Source organism: Corynebacterium capitovis DSM 44611 (genome assembly GCF_030440535.1).
Classification (GTDB): Bacteria; Actinomycetota; Actinomycetes; order Mycobacteriales; family Mycobacteriaceae; genus Corynebacterium; species Corynebacterium capitovis.
Genome location: NZ_CP047117.1, coordinates 1,801,710 through 1,824,003, shown reverse-complemented (window position 1 = coordinate 1,824,003; position 22,294 = coordinate 1,801,710). Strand labels below are relative to the sequence as shown.

At 64.5% G+C, this 22,294-nt stretch carries 21 protein-coding genes; 15 read left to right on the top strand and 6 right to left on the bottom strand.

The window, feature by feature from the left end; all coding sequences use genetic code 11:
• Position 1: 1 nt before the first annotated feature.
• Genes CAPI_RS08875 through CAPI_RS08865 form a run of 3 tightly spaced genes read right to left on the bottom strand, consistent with a single transcriptional unit; the run spans position 2 to position 2,165 of the window.
• Positions 2-349: a metallopeptidase family protein gene (locus tag CAPI_RS08875; protein ID WP_018018295.1), complete on the bottom strand. Its 348-nt coding sequence runs from the start codon at positions 347-349 to the stop codon at positions 2-4.
• Positions 350-361: 12 nt separating this feature from the next.
• Positions 362-1,399: a septum formation family protein gene (locus tag CAPI_RS08870; RefSeq protein WP_040356985.1), complete on the bottom strand. Its 1,038-nt coding sequence runs from the start codon at positions 1,397-1,399 to the stop codon at positions 362-364.
• Positions 1,400-1,418: 19 nt separating this feature from the next.
• The gene (locus CAPI_RS08865; RefSeq protein WP_018018293.1) at positions 1,419-2,165 is read right to left on the bottom strand and encodes a GntR family transcriptional regulator; all 747 of its coding nucleotides are present in this window, start codon (positions 2,163-2,165) and stop codon (positions 1,419-1,421) included.
• 76 nt (positions 2,166-2,241) lie between these two features.
• Between CAPI_RS08865 and serS the strand changes: the two genes are divergently transcribed.
• The 4 genes from serS (at position 2,242) to CAPI_RS08845 (ending at position 5,529) form a co-directional block, all read left to right on the top strand.
• Positions 2,242-3,495: a serine--tRNA ligase gene (gene serS / locus CAPI_RS08860; RefSeq protein ID WP_018018292.1), complete on the top strand. Its 1,254-nt coding sequence runs from the start codon at positions 2,242-2,244 to the stop codon at positions 3,493-3,495.
• A complete protein-coding gene (locus CAPI_RS08855) occupies positions 3,492-4,364 on the top strand; it encodes a lysophospholipid acyltransferase family protein (RefSeq protein ID WP_018018291.1) in 873 nt (290 codons plus the stop codon). The genes serS and CAPI_RS08855 overlap by 4 nt, the downstream gene beginning before the upstream one ends.
• Before the next feature lie 5 nt (positions 4,365-4,369).
• The gene (locus CAPI_RS08850; protein WP_018018290.1) at positions 4,370-5,194 is read left to right on the top strand and encodes a Cof-type HAD-IIB family hydrolase; all 825 of its coding nucleotides are present in this window, start codon (positions 4,370-4,372) and stop codon (positions 5,192-5,194) included.
• Between the two features lie 119 nt (positions 5,195-5,313).
• On the top strand, positions 5,314-5,529 hold the full coding sequence (locus tag CAPI_RS08845) for a hypothetical protein (RefSeq protein WP_018018289.1): 216 nt from the start codon (positions 5,314-5,316) through the stop codon (positions 5,527-5,529).
• Here the strand turns inward: CAPI_RS08845 and CAPI_RS08840 are convergent.
• A complete protein-coding gene (locus tag CAPI_RS08840) occupies positions 5,512-7,395 on the bottom strand; it encodes an N-acetylmuramoyl-L-alanine amidase (RefSeq protein ID WP_018018288.1) in 1,884 nt (627 codons plus the stop codon). The genes CAPI_RS08845 and CAPI_RS08840 overlap by 18 nt on opposite strands.
• A gap of 165 nt (positions 7,396-7,560) precedes the next feature.
• Between CAPI_RS08840 and glf the strand changes: the two genes are divergently transcribed.
• Positions 7,561-8,739 (top strand): UDP-galactopyranose mutase, encoded by a 1,179-nt coding sequence (glf, locus tag CAPI_RS08835; protein WP_018018287.1) that lies wholly within the window; start codon positions 7,561-7,563, stop codon positions 8,737-8,739.
• 449 nt (positions 8,740-9,188) lie between these two features.
• Here glf and CAPI_RS08830 read toward each other — a convergent pair whose 3' ends face one another.
• Entirely contained in the window at positions 9,189-9,323 is a 135-nt protein-coding gene (locus CAPI_RS08830) for a hypothetical protein (RefSeq protein WP_281163800.1), read from the bottom strand.
• Positions 9,310-9,606 (bottom strand): hypothetical protein, encoded by a 297-nt coding sequence (locus CAPI_RS08825; RefSeq protein WP_018018285.1) that lies wholly within the window; start codon positions 9,604-9,606, stop codon positions 9,310-9,312. Before CAPI_RS08825 ends, CAPI_RS08830 begins: the two co-directional genes overlap by 14 nt.
• A 149-nt stretch (positions 9,607-9,755) precedes the next feature.
• Between CAPI_RS08825 and CAPI_RS08820 the strand changes: the two genes are divergently transcribed.
• From CAPI_RS08820 to CAPI_RS08775, 10 genes are all read left to right on the top strand, one after another.
• A complete protein-coding gene (locus CAPI_RS08820; RefSeq protein ID WP_051059755.1) occupies positions 9,756-11,666 on the top strand; it encodes a glycosyltransferase in 1,911 nt (636 codons plus the stop codon).
• Positions 11,653-12,156, top strand: coding sequence for a phosphatase PAP2 family protein (locus CAPI_RS08815; RefSeq protein WP_018018283.1), 504 nt, complete (start codon positions 11,653-11,655; stop codon positions 12,154-12,156). Before CAPI_RS08820 ends, CAPI_RS08815 begins: the two co-directional genes overlap by 14 nt.
• The gene (locus CAPI_RS08810; RefSeq protein ID WP_018018282.1) at positions 12,153-13,148 is read left to right on the top strand and encodes a decaprenyl-phosphate phosphoribosyltransferase; all 996 of its coding nucleotides are present in this window, start codon (positions 12,153-12,155) and stop codon (positions 13,146-13,148) included. The genes CAPI_RS08815 and CAPI_RS08810 overlap by 4 nt, the downstream gene beginning before the upstream one ends.
• A 9-nt stretch (positions 13,149-13,157) precedes the next feature.
• Positions 13,158-14,993, top strand: a complete 1,836-nt coding sequence (locus tag CAPI_RS08805) for an arabinofuranosyltransferase AftB family protein (protein WP_040356981.1) — start codon at positions 13,158-13,160, stop codon at positions 14,991-14,993.
• Positions 14,994-15,077: 84 nt separating this feature from the next.
• Positions 15,078-16,073: an alpha/beta hydrolase gene (locus CAPI_RS08800; RefSeq protein ID WP_018018280.1), complete on the top strand. Its 996-nt coding sequence runs from the start codon at positions 15,078-15,080 to the stop codon at positions 16,071-16,073.
• Positions 16,054-16,896, top strand: a complete 843-nt coding sequence (locus tag CAPI_RS08795; RefSeq protein ID WP_051059751.1) for an SDR family oxidoreductase — start codon at positions 16,054-16,056, stop codon at positions 16,894-16,896. The genes CAPI_RS08800 and CAPI_RS08795 overlap by 20 nt, the downstream gene beginning before the upstream one ends.
• A gap of 160 nt (positions 16,897-17,056) precedes the next feature.
• A complete protein-coding gene (locus CAPI_RS08790) occupies positions 17,057-18,970 on the top strand; it encodes an alpha/beta hydrolase-fold protein (protein ID WP_018018278.1) in 1,914 nt (637 codons plus the stop codon).
• Between the two features lie 2 nt (positions 18,971-18,972).
• The gene (locus CAPI_RS08785) at positions 18,973-19,467 is read left to right on the top strand and encodes a hypothetical protein (protein WP_018018277.1); all 495 of its coding nucleotides are present in this window, start codon (positions 18,973-18,975) and stop codon (positions 19,465-19,467) included.
• Positions 19,468-19,475: 8 nt separating this feature from the next.
• Entirely contained in the window at positions 19,476-20,408 is a 933-nt protein-coding gene (locus CAPI_RS08780) for a cutinase family protein (protein WP_018018276.1), read from the top strand.
• Positions 20,409-20,458: 50 nt separating this feature from the next.
• Positions 20,459-22,267, top strand: coding sequence for a FadD32-like long-chain-fatty-acid--AMP ligase (locus CAPI_RS08775; protein WP_018018275.1), 1,809 nt, complete (start codon positions 20,459-20,461; stop codon positions 22,265-22,267).
• The last annotated feature ends 27 nt before the right edge of the window (positions 22,268-22,294 follow it).

Sequence of the window (22,294 nt, the reverse complement as noted above, 5' to 3'; positions counted from 1 at the left end):
CCTAACCCCACCCGAGCTCATGCAGCTCATCTTCCTCAAAACCGAAGTAGTGGCCAACTTCGTGGAAGACCGTGACTCGTATTTGCTCGCGTAACTCCTCGACGTCCGCGCTCGCCTCTTCGTGTGCCGCTTTGTAGACGAAGATGGTATCTGGGAGGTAACCGGTGTGGTTGGCCTGCTTTTCGGGCAGTGGGACTCCCTCAAACAGGCCGAGCAGCTCAGGATTGTCCTCAGCGCGGTCGCGCGCCAGAACGACGACGGTACTCAGCTGTCGTGCGAAAGCATCGGGGAGCTCATCGAGGGCATCATCGATGAACCCCTCGAATTCCTCGTCCGTGACGCTGACCACGAGCGTGCTCGCCTAGGGGGTCGGTGCCGGAACCGGCGTGGCGGTGGCGGACGCTGTGGCAGCCTGATCGCGCAAGGGTCGGCGCTCGGGTCGCTCCGGGGGCGGGTTGCCGTCGATACGCAGCACGTCCCGTCCGCTCGTAGCGGACCCGGTCAGCGTGGCAAAGGAGCCACCGTCGGAGTAAACGAGCGCGCAGTTGACACTGCGGGAGCCACCGTCCCAGCGGGCGGCGGGAAGCGTGGTCCAAAAAGGCTGGAGGGCAACAAGGTAGAGGTTGTTCTCGCCGCCGAGATAGTCCTGCGCCGCGGTGGTGCATATGTCGCCGAGGTACTTGTCCTGTTCTTCAACGGACGGGGTGTGGTCGGCGAAGACGGGTGCGAGGTTGACCGTGCTGGTGATCTCAAGCTGGTGTGGCTGCGCGCAGTCGACAGCGGCCACGGTGTTTGCCGCATCCGCCGTCGCGCACTGCCCGGGGTTGAGTACGCGGGCTTGGTCCTGGCTCGCCACCGTCCCGGTGGTCAGCGTGGGCGAACCGGAGGAATCTGTCACCTGAAGCCCGCATAGCATCGTGCGATCTCCGCGCGCCCACGCGTCCGCGGGAGGCAGGATGGAAGCGATGGAGTAGCGCCCGGCCTGGTCGTAGACCCCGTTGAGGTAGCGCAGTGTGGCGGCGCCACACAGTTCCTCCCGCAGTTGCGCTTGACGGGTTGAGTTCGGTGCTTCGGCGTCCGGCCCAAACTCGGATGAGGGGAAGGTTGCCAGATCCTCGCGGGCCGACACCTCGAAGCGGTGCTCGCTGTCGCAGCCGGCTTGCTCGAATCCGAAGATGGACCCATCACCACCCACCTGCCACGTCAGACATGAACCTTGATCGGCGGTGGTAAACGGCGCGGCTGGTTGGACACCATGCGCTGCGGTTGCCCCCGAGCTTGCCACTGTCGCCCCGTCACCGTGCTGAGCGCCCGAAAAAGCTGAGAAGGACGCAGTCCCCACGGCTCCAGCCAAGGCAGCGAGGAGGACGGAGCGAATGCCAGTCGTGGGTGAAACCATGTGATTTATTGTGCCCTACTCATGGCTGGCTACGCTCAACCCGGGTGGTGAGGCGGTAGCGATCGGTGCGGTACAACGAGGAGCACAATTCGACGTTGTGGTCGCCACTGCGGGCGTAGCGCAGGATGTGTAAGAGGGCAGCGCCCGCGGGGACGTCGAGAAGCGAGGCGTTCGTTTCCGACGCTTGAACTGCGGTAACGGTTTGATCAGCGGTGGTGATGCCAAGCCCGTAGTTGTGCTCGAGGAGGGTGTAGACCGAGTTGTAGACGTCGTGCTCAAGCAGATCCGGGACCAGAGTTGCGTTGTACCACGCGTCGTCGATCGCGTAGGGTTCGCCGTCGCCGCGACGGAGGCGTCGGAGGTGGATGTGGGGGACGGGGGAGTCCGTACCGCTTTCGTCTACGTCGTGGGTGCCGAAGAACTCCGCGACCTCGCGCGGTGGGACGGACCAGCCGGACAGCAAGATTTTCGACGACGCCGTGACCCGTTGGGCACGCATCTCATCCGAGAAGCTGGCGAGTTGCAAGTGGCTGATGAGGGGACTTGGTGCCACGTACGTTCCCTTGCCACGGATTCTCCGCAACCGACCCGCGGCGACGAGGTCGCCAATCGCGCGGCGCACGGTAATGCGGCTGACGCCGTAGGCTTCCTCGAGGGCGCGCTCCCCGGGCAGGAGGTCGCCGGGGGAGAGCTCCGTGTCACACATGTTTTCCAGGATGCGGCGCAGCTGCTCATGCTTGGGGGCGGGGCCGTCGGAGATGTGCATGTCCCCATTCTAACCCGCTGGTTATGACCAGCGAGTCCCCACGCCAGACCGAGCGCACGGGCTAGAGTGGGTAGGCGTGATTGATCTGAAATACCTCCGCGAGAACCCGGATGCGGTCCGGGAATCCCAGCGGGCTCGAGGCCATGACCCCAAGCTCGTAGACAGCCTCCTCGCCGCCGACGAGGTGCGGCGCAGCGCGATTCAGGCTGCCGATGACCTCCGGTCTGAGCAGAAGGCCTTTGGCAAGAGGATCGGCCACGCCACGCCCGAGGAGCGCCCCGCGTTGTTGGAAGGTTCCAATGAGCTCAAAGCGCGGGTGAGGGCGGCGGATGCCGCGCGAGCCGAGGCTGAAGCGGAGGTCGCGCGCCTCCTCAGCAGCATCCCCAACGTGATCCAGGGTGCGCCCGCCGGCGGGGAAGAGGATTTTGAGGTCATCGAGCACGTGGGAGAGATCCCCACCTTCGACTTCGAGGTCAAGGACCACCTCGAGCTCGGAGAGTCGCTTGGGCTGATCGACGTCAAACGTGGCACCAAGGTCGGTGGGGCCCGGTTCTACTACCTCGTCGGTGACGGTGCGTGGATGCAGCTCGGCATGCTCATGCTCGCCGCGCACAAAGCACGGGAGGCCGGTTTTACTGTGGTGATCCCCCCAGTGCTCGTGCGTCCCGAAATCATGCAGGGCACCGGCTTCCTCGACGAGCACGACGAGGAGATTTACTACCTCGAGCGCGACGAGCTCTACTTGGTGGGCACCTCCGAGGTCGCGCTCGCCGGGTACCACCGTGATGAGATTATCGATCTGTCAGAAGGCCCCTTGCTCTACGCCGGGTGGTCGTCGTGTTTCCGTCGGGAAGCGGGTTCCTACGGCAAGGACACGCGCGGGATTTTGCGCGTCCACCAGTTCGACAAGTTGGAAATGTTCGTCTACTGCCGCCCCGAGGAGGCCGAGGACATGCACCGACGCCTCCTCGCGCTGGAGAAGGAGATGCTCGCTGCGGTCGAGGTGCCCTACCGGGTCATCGACATTGCGGCCGGCGACCTGGGCACGCCGGCGGCGCGCAAGTTCGACACCGAGGCGTGGGTTCCCTCCCAAAACACGTACCGCGAGCTGACGTCGACATCGAACTGTACGACGTTCCAGGGGCGTCGATTAGCGACGCGCTACCGCGACGCCGAGGGAAAGACACACACCGTAGCCACATTAAACGGCACCCTGGCCACCACGCGTTGGCTCGTTGCCATCCTGGAAAACAACCAGCGGGCTGACGGGTCCGTCGTCGTCCCCGCCGCATTACGCCCCTGGGTGGGCAAGGAGGTCCTCGTCCCATGACCGGTGCCCGTGACCGCTCCCCGGAAAAAACTTTGGAGAACCTCTTTGTCGTCGAGCCTGGCTATCGCGCTGAAGCAGATCATGCACAGGAAATCGACGACCGTTTTTACCAACGCATGGTGGCGTTCATCAAACGAGTCTTCCGGGCGCAGGGTACGAAGGCAATCGTGCTCGGCCTTGAGAACCTGCCTCGCGAGGGCGGCGCTGTTATAGCGATCAACCACACCGGCTGGTTCGACTTCATTTTCGCTGGAATGGGCCCGCACTTGACGGGGAAGCGGCTGGTCCGCTTCATGGCGAAGAAAGAGGTCTTTCACGTGCCCGTCATTGGTTGGTTGATGCGTAGCATGCGTCACGTCCCGGTCGATCGCGCGGCTGGGGCGGACAGCATCGACAGTGCCGTGGAGTGGATCGACAACGGCAGCCTCGTGGGAATCTTCCCCGAGGGAACAATCTCCCGTGCTTTCGAACTTTCTGACTTTAAGACCGGCGCCGCCCGCATCGCGCAGCGCTCCAACGGCCTGCTCATCCCGTGTGCGATCTGGGGGTCGCAGCGGATCTGGACCAAGGACCTGCCGCGCCGCCTGGGCCGGACCCACACCCCAGTCATCGTCAGCTACGGTCCACCCGTTGATCAAAGCGGCACCCCGGAGGAGGTCACGGCGCGTTTGAAAGAAGCGATGGGCTCGCTCCTCAGTGCCGCCCAAACGGAGTACGCGGAGCGCTTCGGGCCTTTCCCCGCCGGGGAGCGGTGGATGCCCGCGTCCTTGGGCGGGTCTGCCCCTACTACGGAGGAAGCTCAGAAGATGTACGAGCAAGAGAAAGCGGCGCGGGCAGCGAAGAGGGTCGGGAAGGCCGGAAAGGCTTAACAACAATGGCACCGCGGCTCATCGTGAGTGATATCGACGGGACCTTTCTCAATTCACATGGCCGTGTCACGCCGCGCCTGCGGGACACGGTCATGCGCGCCGTGCGCCAGGGTGCCCACTTCGGTTTGGCCACCGGCCGCCCTCACCGATGGCTGATGCCCGTGCTGGACCAGCTTCCCATCTCGCCGGTCTGCGTGTGCGCGAATGGGGCGGTGGTCTATGACCCGTCTGCGGACGTTGTTCTGCAGGCTTTCGAGCTGGGTGCGACGCCGATGGCGGAAATCGTCGAGATCGTGGACGACACGCTGCGGTCACTACACGTCCCCTTCGGCTACGGGGTGGAGCGCGTGGGGCAGTCAGCCTTAGACCCCGAGAACGAGGTTTTCTTGGTCACGCCCGCGTACAACCCGGACGCTTGGGATTCTCGCTTTGGCATCGTTCCCATCGACGAGTTGCTTGCAGAGCCCGCGGCGAAACTCCTCGTGCGATGCCCGGCCCTCAATTCCGCCGAGATGTTCGATCTCATCGCCCCATCCATCGACCCAGACGTTGCCCACGTGACGTACTCAATGGACGAGGGCCTGCTTGAGTTCTCCAGCCCGGGGGTGAATAAAGCGACCGGGGTTTCCATCTTGGCGGCGCGCTACGGTCTGGATAGCGCCGACGTTCTCACGTTCGGTGACATGCCTAACGACGCCGAGATGCTCGCCTGGTCGGGCCTCGGGGTGGCAATGGGTAACGCGGCACCCGTCGTGCAAGATGCTGCGGATTTCGTCACGCACACTAACGACGAGCACGGCGTGGCCGCCGTGCTCGAGCGCTGGTTCTAGCGAAGTCGTAGACAGATCTGTCTATCGTCGAAAAGCGGTGAGCCTTGGGGCCGCCGAGTCGTCCTGAGTAATCACCGTTGTCGCTGCCCTGAGACTATTCGCGGAATATTCGCGCGCGGGTGGTGCGCCCGGGCATTATCGAAACAACGGTGATGGGTGCGGCCTCGGCGGCAGGGATCGGGGCCTCGCTTATCGACGCCCCCGTCGATCTCGGCGCCCGCATCACCTGGAAAAGCAAGGCGGACCCGGCCGAGCGCGGGCGCCTCATATCCGGCTGGTCGAGCGCGGTGGAGCGCTCGTACAACCAGAGCCAGCTGCTACTTGACGTCGACTGAGACTTCCCCGGAGTTCTCGTTGAACGTGACGGTGCCGCCTTCGAAATCGACGGACGTGTGTCCGCCTTCCGCCGAGTAGGGCTGCGAGGTGGGCAAACCGAGCGGGCCCGCGTCGAGACCCTGCTGCAACCACGCATCCGCGATGCGACCCGCCAGGCTAAAGACCTCTCCGTTCGCGTCACGCACGCCGATGCCGTTGTTGTAAAACGCGTACTGCGCGGTGCCGACTGTGCCGGTCGTAGCAACCAGCTTTCCCAGCAGGGGTTGGAGCTCACTCCACGCGTTGGTGGCTTCGGAGTTGCCCAGGAACTGCAGGATTGGGTTGATGTACGGGGTGATCGTGGCCAGGCTCAGTCCGGGAATGAGCTGCAACCCAGCTACGTCCGAGGAGATGCCGTCGATGACCCCGTACTCCTTGGCGAGGAGGATGAGCGTGCCCGCGATGGTTCCGGCGGCGGCCGCAATGGCTTGAGGGTCACCCTTGGCCAGACCGTCGAGGGACACGGTATTGCTGTTGATCAGTTTGTTCAGATCGCTCACCGTGACTTTGGTGGTACCGCTGGGCGCGGATACCGTGCCCGACTGCGTATTGGTATTCGCGTTAGTAGCGGGGGCGGAAGAAGTCGTCCCTCCGTTTTTGCCACTGCGCAGTGCGTCATACTTCGCCTTGGCGATGGTGCGGATGTCACCCATCCGGTTGTAGAGGTAATCGCCCGGGCAGGTGTTGTAGTGGAAGTCGCGGTGCGCGTTGATGTTCGGGAAGACCGCACCCTGTCCTGCGGAATAACGGCTCCCGGGGTACGTGAAGTCGGCGTAGTGGTAGCTGGACCCGGTCGGGTCGAAACCGGAGACGGCGGCCTTCCAGCCAATGATGTTGCCCATCGCCTGGATCGCGGCGTTGGTGGGAGCAGCGGACTGGTAGTCACCCAACATGGACACGCCCCAGGTGTTTTCGTTGAAGCCACCAACGTGCGCCCCCTCGACGGCCTTGTCCAGACCACCGTAGCGTCCCTCGTAGATGTTTCCGTACTTGTCCACAAGCGCGTTGTACCCGATGTCGCCCCAGCCGAGGGTATTGGCGTGGTATGCCCAGATGGCGCGGACGATACCGGGGGCTTCGGCAGCGGTGTAGTTGTTGGAACCAGCAGTGTGGTGCACCGTCGCCGCCGTGACGGAATCGTCGTACGTCGGGCTGTCGTTGTACCCGGCGCCCCACTGCGCGCGGGAAATAACGTTGGGCATCCCCTGGGCATAGGTGTCAGCGACGGGGGCGATGTCACCCTGAGCGGTTCCCTCTCCACCGTCGATAAACACGGCTTCGATATCGCTGGCCGTGGTGGCTGCCGTGGAGTCGGTACGGCCGCCGGCAAGCAGGTCGATATTGCCGGTCGACACCTGGACCTTCGTCGTCGGTTCCACGTAGATCGGCTCGGTGCCGGCCTTCGCGCCCAGGGTGGTGTTATTGGCCGCGTCCATGGGGAACCATTCGGACCACGTGCCGTCTGCGCTCTGGGAGCGAACGTAAGCCACGACGTCTCGGTCCCCCGTCCACGTCAGGGCGAAGACCGAGAAGGGCTCGCTGCGGGTGAACTCCTTGACTACGTGCTCGGTGCTGCCGTCTCCCTGAGTGGCCACGGCGGCATCGGCAACGGTGACGTCAGCACCGGCGGCGAGGGACTCGCTGGAGCTGGTAACCCGCATGTCACCCGCGCCAATCGACTCGCCAATCGACTGGGTCTGGAGGATGTGCTGGCCGCCGAACGCCGCAGCGGCGACGAGAGTGAGCGAGGTGACCGTCGCCGTGATGGCGGATCGGACCGGGTGGCTCCCGCCAACTGGCCGGGAGAGTCGTCTACGTTGGTGCACAGTGGGGCTCCTGTTGCGTATGTGGTAATAGCTAGCCACTGGGCAGTCTAGAGCAAGATGGGACGTCAGGGAAGAAATGGGGCCAATGGTGCGCCGGGCGGGTCGCAGGGTGCGGGTGTGTCGAGCGCGGGGGCGTCGATAAGCGAATGTGCCAAGATAGGCCCTATGGATTACGACCTCATCGTTGTGGGCTCCGGGTTTTTTGGACTCACCGTTGCCGAACAGACCGCGTGCGAACTGGGCAAACGCGTGCTGGTGGTGGAAAAGCGCGAGCACATCGGCGGCAACGCTTACTCGGAGAAAGAACCGACCACGGGCATTGAGGTGCACAAGTATGGCGCGCACCTGTTCCATACTTCTAACGAGCGCGTCTGGAACTACGTCAACCGCTTCACCAGCTTCACCGGGTACCAACACCGCGTTTTCGCGATGCACAACGGCACCGCCTACCAATTCCCCATGGGCCTGGGCTTGATCAACCAGTTCTTCGGCCGCTACTACTCGCCGGACGAGGCACAGGCCCTCATCGAGGAGCAGCGCGAGGGCCGCGACCCGGCGGAGGCGACGAACCTAGAGGAGCGTGGCATCGCGCTCATCGGCAAGCCGCTCTACGAGGCCTTCGTCAAGCACTACACCGCCAAGCAGTGGCAGACCGACCCCACCGATCTCCCCCCGGAGATCATTTCGCGCTTGCCCGTGCGCTACACCTTCAACAACCGCTACTTCAACGACACCTATGAGGGCCTACCCGTTGACGGCTACGCGGCGTGGTTGGGGAACATGGCGGCGCACGAGCTCATCGACGTCCAGCTCAACACGGACTGGTTCGACGTGCGTGACAATTACAAAGGAATCCCCGTCGTCTACACCGGTCCCCTCGACCGCTACTTCAACTACTCCGAGGGGCGCCTCGGCTGGCGGACCCTCGACTTCCAACAGGAAGTCCTGGACACCGGCGACTTTCAGGGCACCCCCGTGATGAACTACAACGACGCCGACGTGCCCTACACCCGCATCCACGAGTTCCGCCACTTCCACCCGGAGCGCAGCGAGTACCCGGAGGACAAGACGGTCATCGTCAAGGAGTACTCCCGCTTCGCCGGCGAGGACGACGAGGTCTACTACCCGATCAACACGCCCGAGGACCGCGAGAAGCTGCTCGCTTATCGACGCCTCGCCGCCGCCGAATCCCGCGACAAGGGCGTCCTGTTCGGCGGGCGCCTGGGCACCTACCAGTACCTGGACATGCACATGGCCATCGGCGCTGCGCTGTCACTGTTCGACAACCACCTGCGCCCCCACTTCGTCGACGGCAAGCCGATCAACCAGGAGCGCGGGCACTAGGGCAGGTCTCATACTGGGGGAGGTGAGCGGGTCGTATGTCGCGCTTCCAGACGCTCACCGATTCCTAAATCGACTCGATTGCTGACCTGTTACCCAAAAACCCACCGGAAGGCCAATACAGCGACTATAGGTGGTAGATGCGAGACAAACGGTGATCGTGCCAGAGGCTGCCGTTGTTCCACGTGGTGCCACGTGGTGCCACGTGGTGCATTGTCATGGCGAGGTACAACTAGGGCCTTCGGCCTACCTATCTTTGGCGGCTGAGCCCTGTTCGAGGGCGTGCAGCGTATCGAGCAGGGCGCGGCTGTAAAAGGAGCGGGGAAACTCGTCTTCATCTCTGCAAGCAGCATGTCTTCCCAGAGGCGCGAGACGGCGGCGTCGGGGAAAAGGCGGCTCGCTTACGGGGAAAGAACTGTGGTGTAGCTGTACAGGTGCGGCTCATCTGGGTCCTATGCGTCCCCGCGCTGAGCCCGCAGGTCGGAGAGCAGATTCTCACGGGCGATGCTATGGCCGTCTCCGCGGAACGCCTGTTCCGAGCCCAGGTGGACCGTGGTGACGGACTTCACCCGATCAACGCGCTCCAAGTAGCGTTCGTAGCGCCGGGGGAGGTCCGCCTCCCGTGTTGCGGCGCGGGCCGTCCAGGCCCCGGTCGCTCGGGCGCTGGTAGCCGGGGTCGGTGAGCGGGTCGTCGTAAAGCTCGGGCTTGGGCGCCCCGCCCTGCGTGCCCATGATGAGCAGGACCGCGCCGCCCACGGCCGCCGCGATGCCCGCGAAGACCGCGGTGGGGCCGTCGAGGAACGCGAAACAGGCGACGGCCACGACGACGAGCGCGCCTCCGGCGACGAAATTCGGTGCGGGGTCTCTCATGCCACCCAGGGTAGGCGCCGCAAAGCCGCGTCGAGGTGAAGGTTCACGGCCGGCGCGCACTACTGTCTAAAAACGTAGGAAGGTACGCGAACCCGAAAGAGAGATCTGTGAACGCCGAATCAGCAGTCGAGGTGCTGCAGCGCATTCTCATGCCCCGCAAGGGCGAACCGCACGACGTCCGGATGCTCTACCTGATCGAGGCGGAGCAGAACAAGCAGCGCTTGAGCTGGCCGGACCGCACCCGGCTGAGCATCCCGGCCGGCGCCGAGGTGTCCTTCCAGACCTACTTCAACGCCTTCCCGGCTGCGTACTGGCGCCGCTGGTCCCAGCTCGACCGGGTCATCCTCTCCCTCGACGTCGAGGGGGAGGCCACCATTTCGGTCTACCGCTCCAAGCACGACGGCGTGCGCATCTCCGTGGTCAACGTCGAGGCGCGTGACGAGCACGTGGAGATCCCCCTCGAGCTGCGCAACTTCGAGGACGGCGGGTGGCTGTGGTTCGACATCGCCGCGGAGACGGAGGTTGCTATCACCAACGCCGCGTGGTGCGCGGCCCAGCCCCCGCAGGCGCAGACGCTTCCCGACGGTACCCAGGTCGGGCCCTTCCCCAAGAAGGTCGCGGTGGGCATTCCCACCTTCAACCGCCCGCGCGACGCCGTCAACGCGCTTCGCGCCCTTGCAGAAGACGCTACTGTCCTCGAGGCGATTACCGACGTGCTTATGCCCGATCAGGGCACCCAGCACCCGGCGGACGAGCCCGACTTCGAGGAGGCGGAGCGCCAACTCGACGGGCGGCTCCGAATCTACCCGCAGGGCAACCTCGGCGGCTCCGGCGGGTACGCCCGCATCATGTACGAAGCGCTGGAATCCACCGAGGCGCCGTACATCCTGTACATGGACGACGACATCGCCATTGAGCCCGACTCGATCCTGCGCGCCGTCCAGGCTGCCCGCTACGCAACGTCCCCGGTTCTGATCGGCGGACAGATGCTCAACCTGCAGGATCGCGCCCAGCTGCGAACCACGGGCGAGGCGGTCGACCGGCGCACGTTCATGTGGGGTGCGGCGGAACACGCTGTCTACGACCACGACTTTGCGCGCTACCCCCTCGGGTACACCGGCACCGACAAGGAGGAGCTCGATCCGAGCGCAACCACCTCGCGGGCCCTGCACCGCCGCGTCGACGTGGACTACAACGGCTGGTGGATGAACTTGTTCCCCCGCGTCGTCGCCGAGCAGTGCGGCCTGCCCCTGCCCTTGTTCATTAAGTGGGACGACACCGAATACGCGCTGCGCGCTAAGGCTGCGGGCTTCCCGACGGTCACCTGGCCCGGCATCGCCATCTGGCACATGGCCTGGGCCGACAAGGACGACGCGATCGACTGGCAGGCCTACTTCCACACCCGCAACCGACTCATCGTCGCCGCCCTCTACCACGAGGGGCACGGGCCCGAGGCCATCCTGAACAACATGCTGAAATCGACCTACAAGCACCTCGCGTGCATGGAGTATTCGACGATGGCCGTTCAAATCGAAGCCTTCAAAGACTTCCTGTCCGGGCCTGACCAGCTCTTCGACGTTCTCGAAACAAGCCTGCCACGCATCCAGGAGATCCGGAGGAACTACTCGGACGCCGTCATCGTGGGATCCGCGGCGGAGCTACCCCCCGCGACGGGTGCGCCGGGGGTGCCGACGAAAAAAGTGGGCGGCAGGCTGGCAAAGGTGAGGAAGATCCCCTGGGCCCTCAAAGCCCTGCGCCACCAACTCAGCACCGAGGACCGCTCGCATTGGGGGGCGCCGCAACTCAACCTCACCGCCGACGAGGCGCGCTGGTACACTCTTGCACGCCTCGACTCCGCCACCGTCTCCACCGCCGGTGGCACGGGGGTGGCGTTCCGCAAACGCAACAAGCAGCTTGGCGGCGACCTCGTCGACGAAACAAAGGATCTTCACGACGCCATCCGCCACCGCTGGCCGGAGCTCACCCGCGCCTACCGCGCCGCGGTTCCGGAGCTGACCAGCCGCACCAACTGGGGAAAGGTATTCGATGAGCAAGCGTGAAGTTGAGATTCTGCTTGCGGTCCAGAATGCGCTCTACACCCCCGCGGTCGTCACAACGGCGCGGACGCTGAGCCATTTTGGGGAGCACGACCTAGGTTGGCTGGCGGTGGCGGGTGTCGGCGGGATCGTCGATAAGACAAGGCGGCGCGAGTGGGCGACCCTTGGGGTGGCCACGTTTAGCGCTCACGCTGCCTCGGTGGTGATCAAGCGCATAGTGCGGCGTGCGCGCCCACACGACAAGCGCCTGCACATCGGCGTGAAAACGCCCTCCCAGCTGTCGTTTCCCTCCTCCCACGCGACGAACACGGCGGCCGCGTCCGTCATCATCTCGCGCATGACCGGCTCGCCGTGGCCGCTGCTCGGAGTTCCGATCATGATGGTTTCGCGTATGGTGCTTGGCGTGCATTACCCGACGGATACCCTCGCGGGTGCTGCCCTCGGCGCCGGAGTTGCCGGTGTCGCTAGCTACGTGGAGAAGGAGACCCGGTGAGCCACCCGCACCATTCAGCGCAGGAACCGCTCCTCAAATCCGAGCCCCACACAGAGGGCGTCGACGTCCCCCGCACGAAGACGCCGCCGAAGAACCTGCCCGACGCAATGATCAAGGGTCTGCGGCCGAAGCAGTGGGTCAAGAACGTCCTCGTCCTCGCCGCACCCCTCGCTGCGGGTATGGATGCGCTTAACGGGCGCACGCTTGCCGACGTCGCGCTCGCCTTCGTCGTGTTCTGTTTCGGCGCGTCTGCGATCTACCTTGTCAACGACGCCCGGGACATCGAGTCGGACCGGCAGCACCCGACGAAGCGGTTCCGCCCCATCGCCTCCGGCATGCTCCCGCTGAACCTGGCCTACGGCATGGCGGCGGTCCTGATCGTCGCCGCCATTGCCCTCTCCCTGCTGGCCACGGATGGCGTGGCGTTGGCCAGCGTCATAGGCATCTATATTGCGCTGCAGCTGGGCTACTGCTTCGGGTGGAAGCACATCCCGGTCATCGATATTGCTCTGGTGTCCTCCGGGTTCATGCTCCGCACGATGGCCGGTGGCGTCGCCGCCGACATCCAGCTGTCCCAGTGGTTCCTCCTCGTAGCAGCATTTGGGTCGCTCTTCATGGCCTCCGGGAAGCGCTATGCCGAGCTCAAGCTGGCGGAGGAAACCGGAGCGAAAATCCGCAAGGCCCTGGAAGGCTACACGGCCACCTACCTGCGCTTCGTGTGGACCCTTTCGGCCACGGCCGTGGTCATGTCTTACGCGCTGTGGGGGTTCCAGCTCTCCTCGGCCGTCGCTGGGCCGGCTGCGATATGGTACCAGGTTTCGATGGTCCCCTTCGTCATCGCGATTCTCCGCTACGCGGCTAAGGTCGACGGCGGCCACGGTGGCGCGCCCGACGAGATCGCCCTGGAAGACCGCGTGCTCCAACTCCTCGCGCTGGCGTGGATGTTCTGCATTGCCATGGCGGTCTACGTGATGCCCTCGTTGTCCGGTTAAGCTAACCGAGTGACTAAAAACGCCCGCTTCTCGCTGTACGCCTCCGCAGCCGTGGCGGGCGTTTTCGCACTTTGGGGAGGATGGCAGCGTCGCTGGATGAGCGACGATGGCCTGATCGTGCTGCGCACGGTGCGCAACGTGCTGGCGGGCGACGGCCCGGTCTTCAACGCGGGCGAGCGCGTGGAAGCGAATACGTCCACCCTGTGGCAGTACCTAATCACTGTTGTCGGATGGGTCTCGGGCGCGCGCCTAGAGTACGTCGCCCTCGCCCTCGCGCTCTTCTTGACCGTGGCGGCGGTTGTCCTATCGACGCTGAGCGCGGGACGCTTCTGGGGAGGCGCCGTCCTTCCCTTCGGTGCCATTATTTACCTCGCGCTCCCACCGGCGCGCGACTTCGCCACGTCCGGCCTTGAATGGGGGCTTTCGCTCTTTTGGCTTGCCGCGTGGTGGGCGCTCCTCGTCGCATGGTCGCGGCCGTTCGAGGACCGCCCCGTCACCGCGCGTCGCAGGCACGGCCGACCCTCACGTGAGGTCGCCTACCTGCTTGCTTTCTGGTCTGGCCTCTCCTGGCTCGTTCGCCCAGAGCTCGCCCTGTACGGCGCGGCAACGATCGTTGTGCTGCTCACCTCGAGCCTCCTCGCGCCCCGAGACCTGCGGAAAGCCGGCCTCATCCTTCTGTCGGGCCTGCCGCTGCCCGCTGCTTATGAAGTTTTCCGCATGGGGTACTACGGTCTGCTTACCCCGCACACGGCGGTGGCGAAGTCGGCCGCGGAGGCTGAGTGGGGCCGTGGGTTTGCGTACGCGTGGAATTTCCTGAGCCCGTATGCCCTGTGGGCGCCCTTGCTTGTCGCCGCGGTTCTGGGTGTGCGGTTCTTTGCCCAGGCCAATGGGCGAGAGCTGGGGCGTCCGCTTGTTGTTGTGCTCCTCGCGGTGGGCTGCGCGCTGGCGCACACCTTGTATGTCATTCGGGTCGGTGGTGACTTTATGCATGGGCGGATGTTGCTCCTGCCGCTTTTTGCTCTCCTATTGCCTGTGGCCGCCGTTCCCGCCCGGCGGATCACCGCCGTGGCTGTGATTGCCCTCGCATTGTGGGCGGCAGTCGTGATTGAACGCGGGCACCCCTTGCCCGGTAATACTCGAGAGCTCACCGCGGAGGAGCTCAACATCGTGGACGAGCGCGAGTTCTGGACTATGGCAACTAACCGCACACCGGGGCACCCGCCGCTCGTGGCGCAGGATTTCCTGGGCTCCAAACTGATGGATAACTGGGTGGATAAGGAGGCGGACGCCCGCGCCAGCAATGCCGGACAGATGATGCTAGCCCGCATCTCTGAGGACCCGGAGACGTACGGGTGGTTCACCGTCCCGCGGAAGTCGGATGGCTCGGACCTGAGCCAGCTGGCTGCCACCGCGTACCTTATCAACCTCGGGATGACGGGGGAGAACGCTTCGCTTGAAACGCGCGTGCTTGACACGGTAGGCCTGGCCACGCCTCTGGCGGCACGCATGCCACGTGAAGAGGGGGGGCGCGTGGGCCACGACAAGTCGCTGGCGGTGGAGTGGCAGGTAGCGGACAGCGCCACCGACCTGAGCCAGCTCCCGTCGTGGGTTGACCGCGAGAAAGCGATGCAGGCCCGCGCGGCGCTGCGCAGCCCCGACATCGCCGCGCTCATCTCCACGTACCGCGATCCTCTGACGTTGAAACGTTTCGGCGAGAACATGCGATACGCACTTACAGAAGGCCGCACGCTAACGCTTGACGACGACCCCGCGACCTACCTCGACGCCTCCACGCTGGAGCGCATTGAGGCGGGAGAAGACGTGGGGTGGAGCGCCGGCAGGTAGCGGTTTGTGCAACAATTTGATAACTTCTGGTTAATTCTCGCCTGGTAAAAGACTTTAGGGGGACTTGTGAACACACGATCTTCGATGCGACGCGCCCTTGTGGCGCTGTTTGTCATGCTCGCCACGGCCCTTGGTTTGCTCGCGGCTCCGCAGCAGGCAATAGCGGCGAACCGGGATGTGCTGCGTCCTGATAACAGCGGCACATGCGAGTGGGATGCAGCTGGCTACTGGGTGCAGCGCTGCGACGTATGGTCGGAAGCGACGGGGCGCAACATCCCGGTGCAGATCGTTGCGGCCACCAACGGCGGTAACGCTGGCCTGTACATGCTCGACGGGTTGCGCGCCACCGAGCAGAGCAACGCATGGTTGGTCGACGTCAACGCCGCTCAGATTTACGAAGACTCCAACATCACCCTCGTGATGCCGGTGGGTGGCGCCTCGTCCTTCTACGCCGACTGGGAAGCGCCCGCGACCTACGACTTCAACAACCCGGTCGTTTACAAGTGGGAGACCTTCCTCACTTCGGAGCTGCCCGCCTACCTCGAGCAGAACTTCGGTGTGTCGCGTAGCAACAACTCCATCCTCGGCCTGTCGATGGGCGGCACCGCGGCGATGAACCTCGCGGCGAAGCACCCGGACCAGTTCCGCCAGGTGATGTCCTTCTCCGGTTACCTAGCCACGACGCTTCCCGGCTCCCAGACCGCCTTCCGCGCGGCGCTTCTCGACGGTGGCATGTACAATCTGAACGCGATGTACGGCCCCCTCCTGAGCCCGCGGCGCTTTGAGAACGACCCATTCCTCAACATGGATGGCCTGCGCAACAGCGACGTCTACATCTCGGCGGGTGCAGCGGTGCCGGGCCCACAGGACGCGGACTACCTGCCTGAGCACGTCGCATCCGGTGTGGCGCTTGAGAGCTACGCTAACTTCATCACCCGCCTGTGGGGCCTGAAGGCTCGCGCCTCGGGGATCAACTTCACCGAGGTCTACACTCCGACCGGGATTCACAACTGGGAGCAGTTCGGCAGCCAGCTCGAAGAGACCAAAGGCCGCGTTCTTGATGTCATGGGCGCCTGGTAACGGGGGCAGCCGGGTGACAGGTGCGAAAGCTCCGCTCGCGGTCGTCTCCGGCGCTACGTCGGGGATCGGCGCGGCGACGGCGCGCGCGCTGGCCACGAGCTTTCGCGTGATCGGAACGACCCGAGACCCGGCGACTGTTACCGATCCTATTCCGGGGGTCGACTACGTCGCGCTGGATCTGGGGGATCCGGTATCAATCCGCCGATGCGCCGAGGAAATCCTGTGCCGTGGAGTGCCCGAGGTTGTGATCAATAACGCGGGTGAGTCGCAGTCCGGCCCGTTTGAAGAGCTGCCGCGCGACGCTATCGAGCGCCTCTTCCAGGTCAATGTCATCGGCCACGTGGATCTCACGCAACGACTCCTTCCAGCAATGCGCCAAGCCGGGCGGGGGCGAATCGTCATGGTCGGTTCGATGCTGGGCAGCTTCCCGCTGGCGTACCGCTCGAGCTACGTGGCGTCCAAGGCGGCGATCAAGGGGTTCGCGCTGGCGGCTCGCCGCGAGCTGAAACCCTTTAACATCGGGGTCTCCGTTGTTGAGCCGGGGGCCATCGCCACCGGTTTATCGGCTCGCCGCACTAAATACGTCGATAAGAGAGGGCCCTACGCCCGCGAGTTCGACCGCATGCTGACCAAACTTGACGCGAATGAGCGTAACGGAATCAGCGCCGAGCGCGTCGCGCGGGAGATTGTGAAGCCGGTGCAGGCGAAGTGGCCGAAGCCGCACTACGCCTGCGGTTCACTAGCTGGGGTGGCCTTCCCTCTGTCTCGCCTCGTCCCGCTGCAGGTCATGCTGGACGTGATTGCCCGTAAACACGATCTCTAGATTTACGGCGTGGCTCCCAGTAAAGTCTAAAGCGAAACTTAACCTTTAGGAATCGTAACGTTACGCATGTGACCGTCGATACGGCTACCGTACGTGTGTTTAGAAGCGCACCACAGCATTCCGCACCGACCGATTCATCATCAGGAGAAGGCAGAAACCAATGCGAGTTCCCCGTCTCGGACACCCGACCGCCCGCCGTGCCTGGATCGCGGCCGCCGCTATCCCCACGGCCTTTGTCGCTGGCCTGACGTCAGTCCCCGCTGTAGCGCAAAGCAGCTTTGGCGGGTTTTCTGATAACATCCGCCCCTCGGACCCGCCGGTGCGCACGCCAGTGGAGACAGAGTCGAACCCGCAGATTGCCGGCCTTCCCGAGGGCGTGTCCGTGGAGCGCGTCGATTGGTTGAGCAGCCGCCGCGTCGCGGTGTTCATCCGCTCCGCTGCCATGCCCGAGCAGTTGATGCAGGTGCAGATTCTCCTCGCGCGGGATTGGCACTCCAAGCCGACAGCGACCTTCCCCGAGGTGTGGGCCCTCGACGGCCTGCGTGCGCGCGACGACGAAAACGGCTGGACGATTGAGACGAACATCGAGCAGTTCTACGCGGACAAGAATGTCAACGTCATCCTCCCGGTGGGCGGGGAGTCCTCCTTCTACTCCGACTGGCAGCGCCCTGACAACGGGAAGAACTACAAGTGGGAGACCTTCCTCACCCGCGAGCTCATCCCGGTGCTGCAGAACAAATTCCGCTCTAACAACACCCGCGCGGTGGTCGGCCTGTCCATGGGCGGCACCGCCGCCGTGAACCTGGCGGAGCGCAACCCCGGGCTGTTCACCTTCGTCGGATCCCTCTCTGGTTACCTGGACACGACGACTCCCGGTATGCCGCAGGCAATTCAGGCGGCACAGTTGGACGCCGGCGGATACCACTCCGAGGCGATGTGGGGACAGCCGGGCTCGCAGGATTGGATCGACCACGATCCGAAGTATGGCGTAGAGAGCCTGAAGAACATGACGGTCTACGTCTCCTCCGGTTCTGGGCGTGACGACTTCGGCTCGCCGGACTCCGTCGCCCAGGCGGCGGCGAGCCCGGCCGGTGTGGGCTTGGAGGTCATTTCGCGTATGTCCACGCAGACCTTCGTCGATTATGCCAACCGCGCGGGTGTTAATCCCATCGTTCAATTCCGCCCTTCCGGCGTCCACGCATGGCCGTACTGGCAGTTCGAGATGACGCAGGCGTGGCCGTACATTGCCAACGCGTTCAAGCTCTCCGGTGCCGACCGTGGCAGCGACTGCTTGCCCATCGGTGCGATTGCCGACGTGACCAAGGGCGGCATCATCGGCACCTGCGTTAATAACGAGTACGACGTGGCCGGTGGCAAGGCCGAGGACTTCCGTGGTGGCCAGGCCTACTGGTCCCCGTCCACCGGAGCGCACGCGCTCTTTGGTGCGATTTTGGCGAAGTACAATGCGCTGGGCAGTGCGGGCGGATGGCTCGGCTTCCCCCGCACCGGGGAGACGGCAACTCCTGATGGGATCGGCCGTTTCGTTCACTTCGAACGCGGTTCGATCTACTGGACGCCGGGCACGGGTGCGATCGCTATCCCGGCGGACATGGTCACCAAGTGGGGCACCAACGGTTGGGAGGCGGGCCACCTGAAGTACCCCGTGGCCGAAGCTGAGGCGATCGGCCAGGGCCTCGTACAGAAGTTCCAGGGCGGGTACCTGACGCGCAACCCGAACGGCACCAATAACTACGTGCACGGCGCCATCGCCGCGAAGTACGGCGAGTTGGGTACGGCGAAATCCGCCCTTGGCTACCCGAGGGGCGAGGAGATCGCAATTAACGGCGGGTTCTTCCAAGAGTTCGAGCACGGCAACATTTACTTCTCTCCGGCCACGGGCGCGCACGTGATCTACTACGGCGGAATCTTCAACAAGTGGGGCGAGGACCGATGGGAGCAGGGCCACCTCGGTTGGCCCACCTCGGACCAGACGGCCGCTACGGGCAACGCGCAGATCACCTTCCAGAACGGCACGATCCGGTCGGTCAACGGAAAGGCTGAGGAGGTTCGTTAAGTATGAAGCGAGCAGCATGCGCCGCGGCGCTCGTGGTCGCGGCTGCCGGTCTTGCGGCCTGTGGCGGAGAGACAGTCGACAGCTCCGATGTCACGTCCACGTCCTCCGCACCATCCGCGGTGACGTCCTCGGTGACGTCCTCGGTGACGTCGACAAGCTCGGTGCCGACGACGACGGCGACGCACACGGCCACCGCAACCGCTGCGACGTCGTCCCCTGCTGCGGACGCGCCGGCCCGAGAAGTGACCTCGGCTCCTAACGAGCTGTCGTACCTCTCAGACAAGGAGCGGGCCTACCTCACGGAGGTCAGGGATAAAGGAGTCAACGTCGACGGAATTGAAGACCAGCTCACAGCAACGGGTTATAGCATCTGCGGGGGTACGACCGTCACACGCGACGCAGTAGCGGGACAGCTGGGAGAGCAGGGTCGCACCACCATGGACGCGGCCGCAGCAGCCTCGCTTATCGACGCCACTGCGCGCGCCCACCTGTGCTAAGGAGATAGATGCGCAAGTCGCTTCTGGTAGGCGCAGTCATCGTCATCATCGCTGTCATCGGCGTCGGTATCGCCCAGTGGCAGCGGGGGCAGGCCCCTTTGCCGGGTGGTGAACCGCCCATCTCGCTGCCGTCGGAAATTCTGCCTCCGAGCGAACCGGACTGGTGCCCGGCCGTCGAGGTCGTCTCCATTCCCGGGACGTGGGAGTCGGCGGCCAACGATGACCCGTTTAACCCGCAGGCGAACCCGTTGTCTTTCATGCTCTCGATCACGGGCCCGCTACAGCAGCAGTACCCGATCGACCGCGTGCGGGTCTGGACGACCCCGTACACGGCCCAATTCCGCAACATCCAGACCAAAGCCGGCCGCGCTGAGATGACCTATGACGATTCGCGCGCCGAGGGTCTGGCTCGCGCGAATGCCGAGCTGAAGTACGTGGCAGACACCTGCAAGAGCACGAAGTTCATTGTCGCGGGATTCTCGCAGGGTGCTGTGATCGCAGGCGACATCGCGAACCAGATCGGCACCCGCCAGAACGCGGTGACACCGGAGCGCCTGCTCGGGGCTGTCATCATTGCCGACGGCCGCCGTGAGACCGGCGTGGGCATCAACCCCGGGGTGGCGGTCGCGGGCGTGGGCGCGGAAATCGCGTTGCAGCCCCTCAACGGCGTTGTTCAGGCCGTCACGCCGGGTGCGACGATGACGGGTGCTCGGCCGGGTGGGTTCGGAGAGGTGGCGGACCGCGCGTACGAGATCTGTGCGCCGAACGATTCCGTCTGCGATGCCCCCCAGGATGTCGGTACCCTCGTGGCGCGTGCCGGTGACCTCCTCCTGGCCAACGGAAACCATGCCCAGTACGCAACAAATCCGGGTGTCATTGAGGGGACAACTGCCAGCGACTGGACAGTGCAATGGGCGCGCAGCGTCATCGAGGCCCGATAGGCCCCTGGTAGAATTTTCCACTCACAAAGTTTCTCTACTTAAGGAGTTCTATGGATCTCAACGTCATTATCCAGCGCTTCATCGACGACGACGGCAACATCGCGCTGCCCCACAACTTCACCATTCCGGCACTCGCCGAAATGCTGCACTTCATGGGCGCCCAGATGGGACAGCTGGATGAGACGAACATCCGCTACTGGGACTACTCTTCCAGCGCAGAGGGTGAGCAGGTCGTCTACACGCGCAGGGAGGTCAACACGCGCGTTAAGGCAGTCGCGGCCCGCTTGATGCAGGTCGGGCAGCCGGGCGACCGCGTGGCCGTCCTCGCCCCGAACTCTCCCGAGTACCTGTTTTCCTTCATGGGTGCAATGTATGCCGGCCAGGTGCCCATCCCGTTGTACGACCCGAATGAGCCGGGCCACGGAGACCACCTCCGTGCCGTCATGGGGGACTCCGGCGCGACGACCGTCCTGACCAATAAGGCCGGGGCGCCCGCGGTGCGGAGTTTCTTCGCCGACCTGCCATCATCCCAGCGGCCCCGCATCATCGCCGTGGACTCCCTGCCGGATTCTCTCGCCGATTCCTGGGTCCCCCTGGAAACCCCGGAGGGCACGGATACGGCAAACGAAACCGCGTTCCTGCAATACACCTCGGGTTCGACGCGCATGCCGGCTGGCGTGGTGCTGACCAACGAATCCGTCGTGACAAACGTCATCCAGATATACACCGCGGCGCAGCTGGAGTACCCGCTGCGAGGTGCGCTGTGGCTGCCGCTGCACCACGACATGGGCATCATCGTAGCGATGCTGTTGGTGGTCATCGGCAACGAGATTGAATTGATGGCGCCGCGCGACTTCGTCCAGCAGCCGAAGCGGTACGTCAAGCAATTGTCCCGTCGCGCCGACGACCCAGACGACATCCACGTCTACTCCGTGATGCCGAACTTCGCGCTGGATCTAGCGGCCCGCTACGCCAACATCACGGACGAGGACAACATCGACCTCTCCGCCGTCGAGGGACTTATCATCGGCTCGGAGTCGGTGACGAAGACCGGCGTGGACACCTTTGTTGAGGTCTTAGGCCCTTACGGTTTCCGCCGCGAGGCCATCCGCCCCGGTTACGGTCTCGCCGAGGCCACCCTCATCGTGGCGCTGGAGCAATCCCCCGAGCGCCCCAAGTTCACGGCATTCGACCGCGAGGAGCTGGCGCAGGGGCGCGCCGTCGAGTCCGAGAACGGCCTCCCCGTGGCGGCTGTCGGCCAGCCGGTCCGATGGATGGACTTTGCGGTGGTGGACCCAGAGACCAAAAACGAGGTTCCGGACGGGGTAGTCGGCGAGCTGTGGGTTCACGGTGCCAACGTCGCCAGGGGTTACCTCGACCGGGAGGAAGAAACGCGCGAGTCCTTCGCGAACACGATCGGGCAGACGATTCAGGAGGGCTTGCCCAAGGACAACTGGCTGGCCACCGGTGACCTGGGGGCGTACGTCAACGGGCACGTGTACATCACCGGAAGGGTGAAAGACCTCGTCGTCGTCGCCGGGCGCAACCACTACCCGCAGGACATCGAGGCCACGGTGCAGGATGCGACAGCTCACGTCCGCCCCGATTCCGTGGCGGCCTTCGCTGTCCCCGGGGAGGACGTGGAGCGGCTCATCATCTTCGCCGAGCGCGCTGACGGGATGCCGGAGGACGGGGACAAGGCCGCGGAGGACGCGATCCGCGCAGCCGTCACCAACACCCACGGCGTGGCGCCGCACGTCATCGAGTTCTACCCGCATGGCGGCGTTGCGCGGTCCTCCTCGGGCAAGATCGCCCGCCGCGTGAACATGAAGAACTTCCTCGAACGCGACAACCGCTAACGCCGAGCCGGCCGGGAACGATACTTT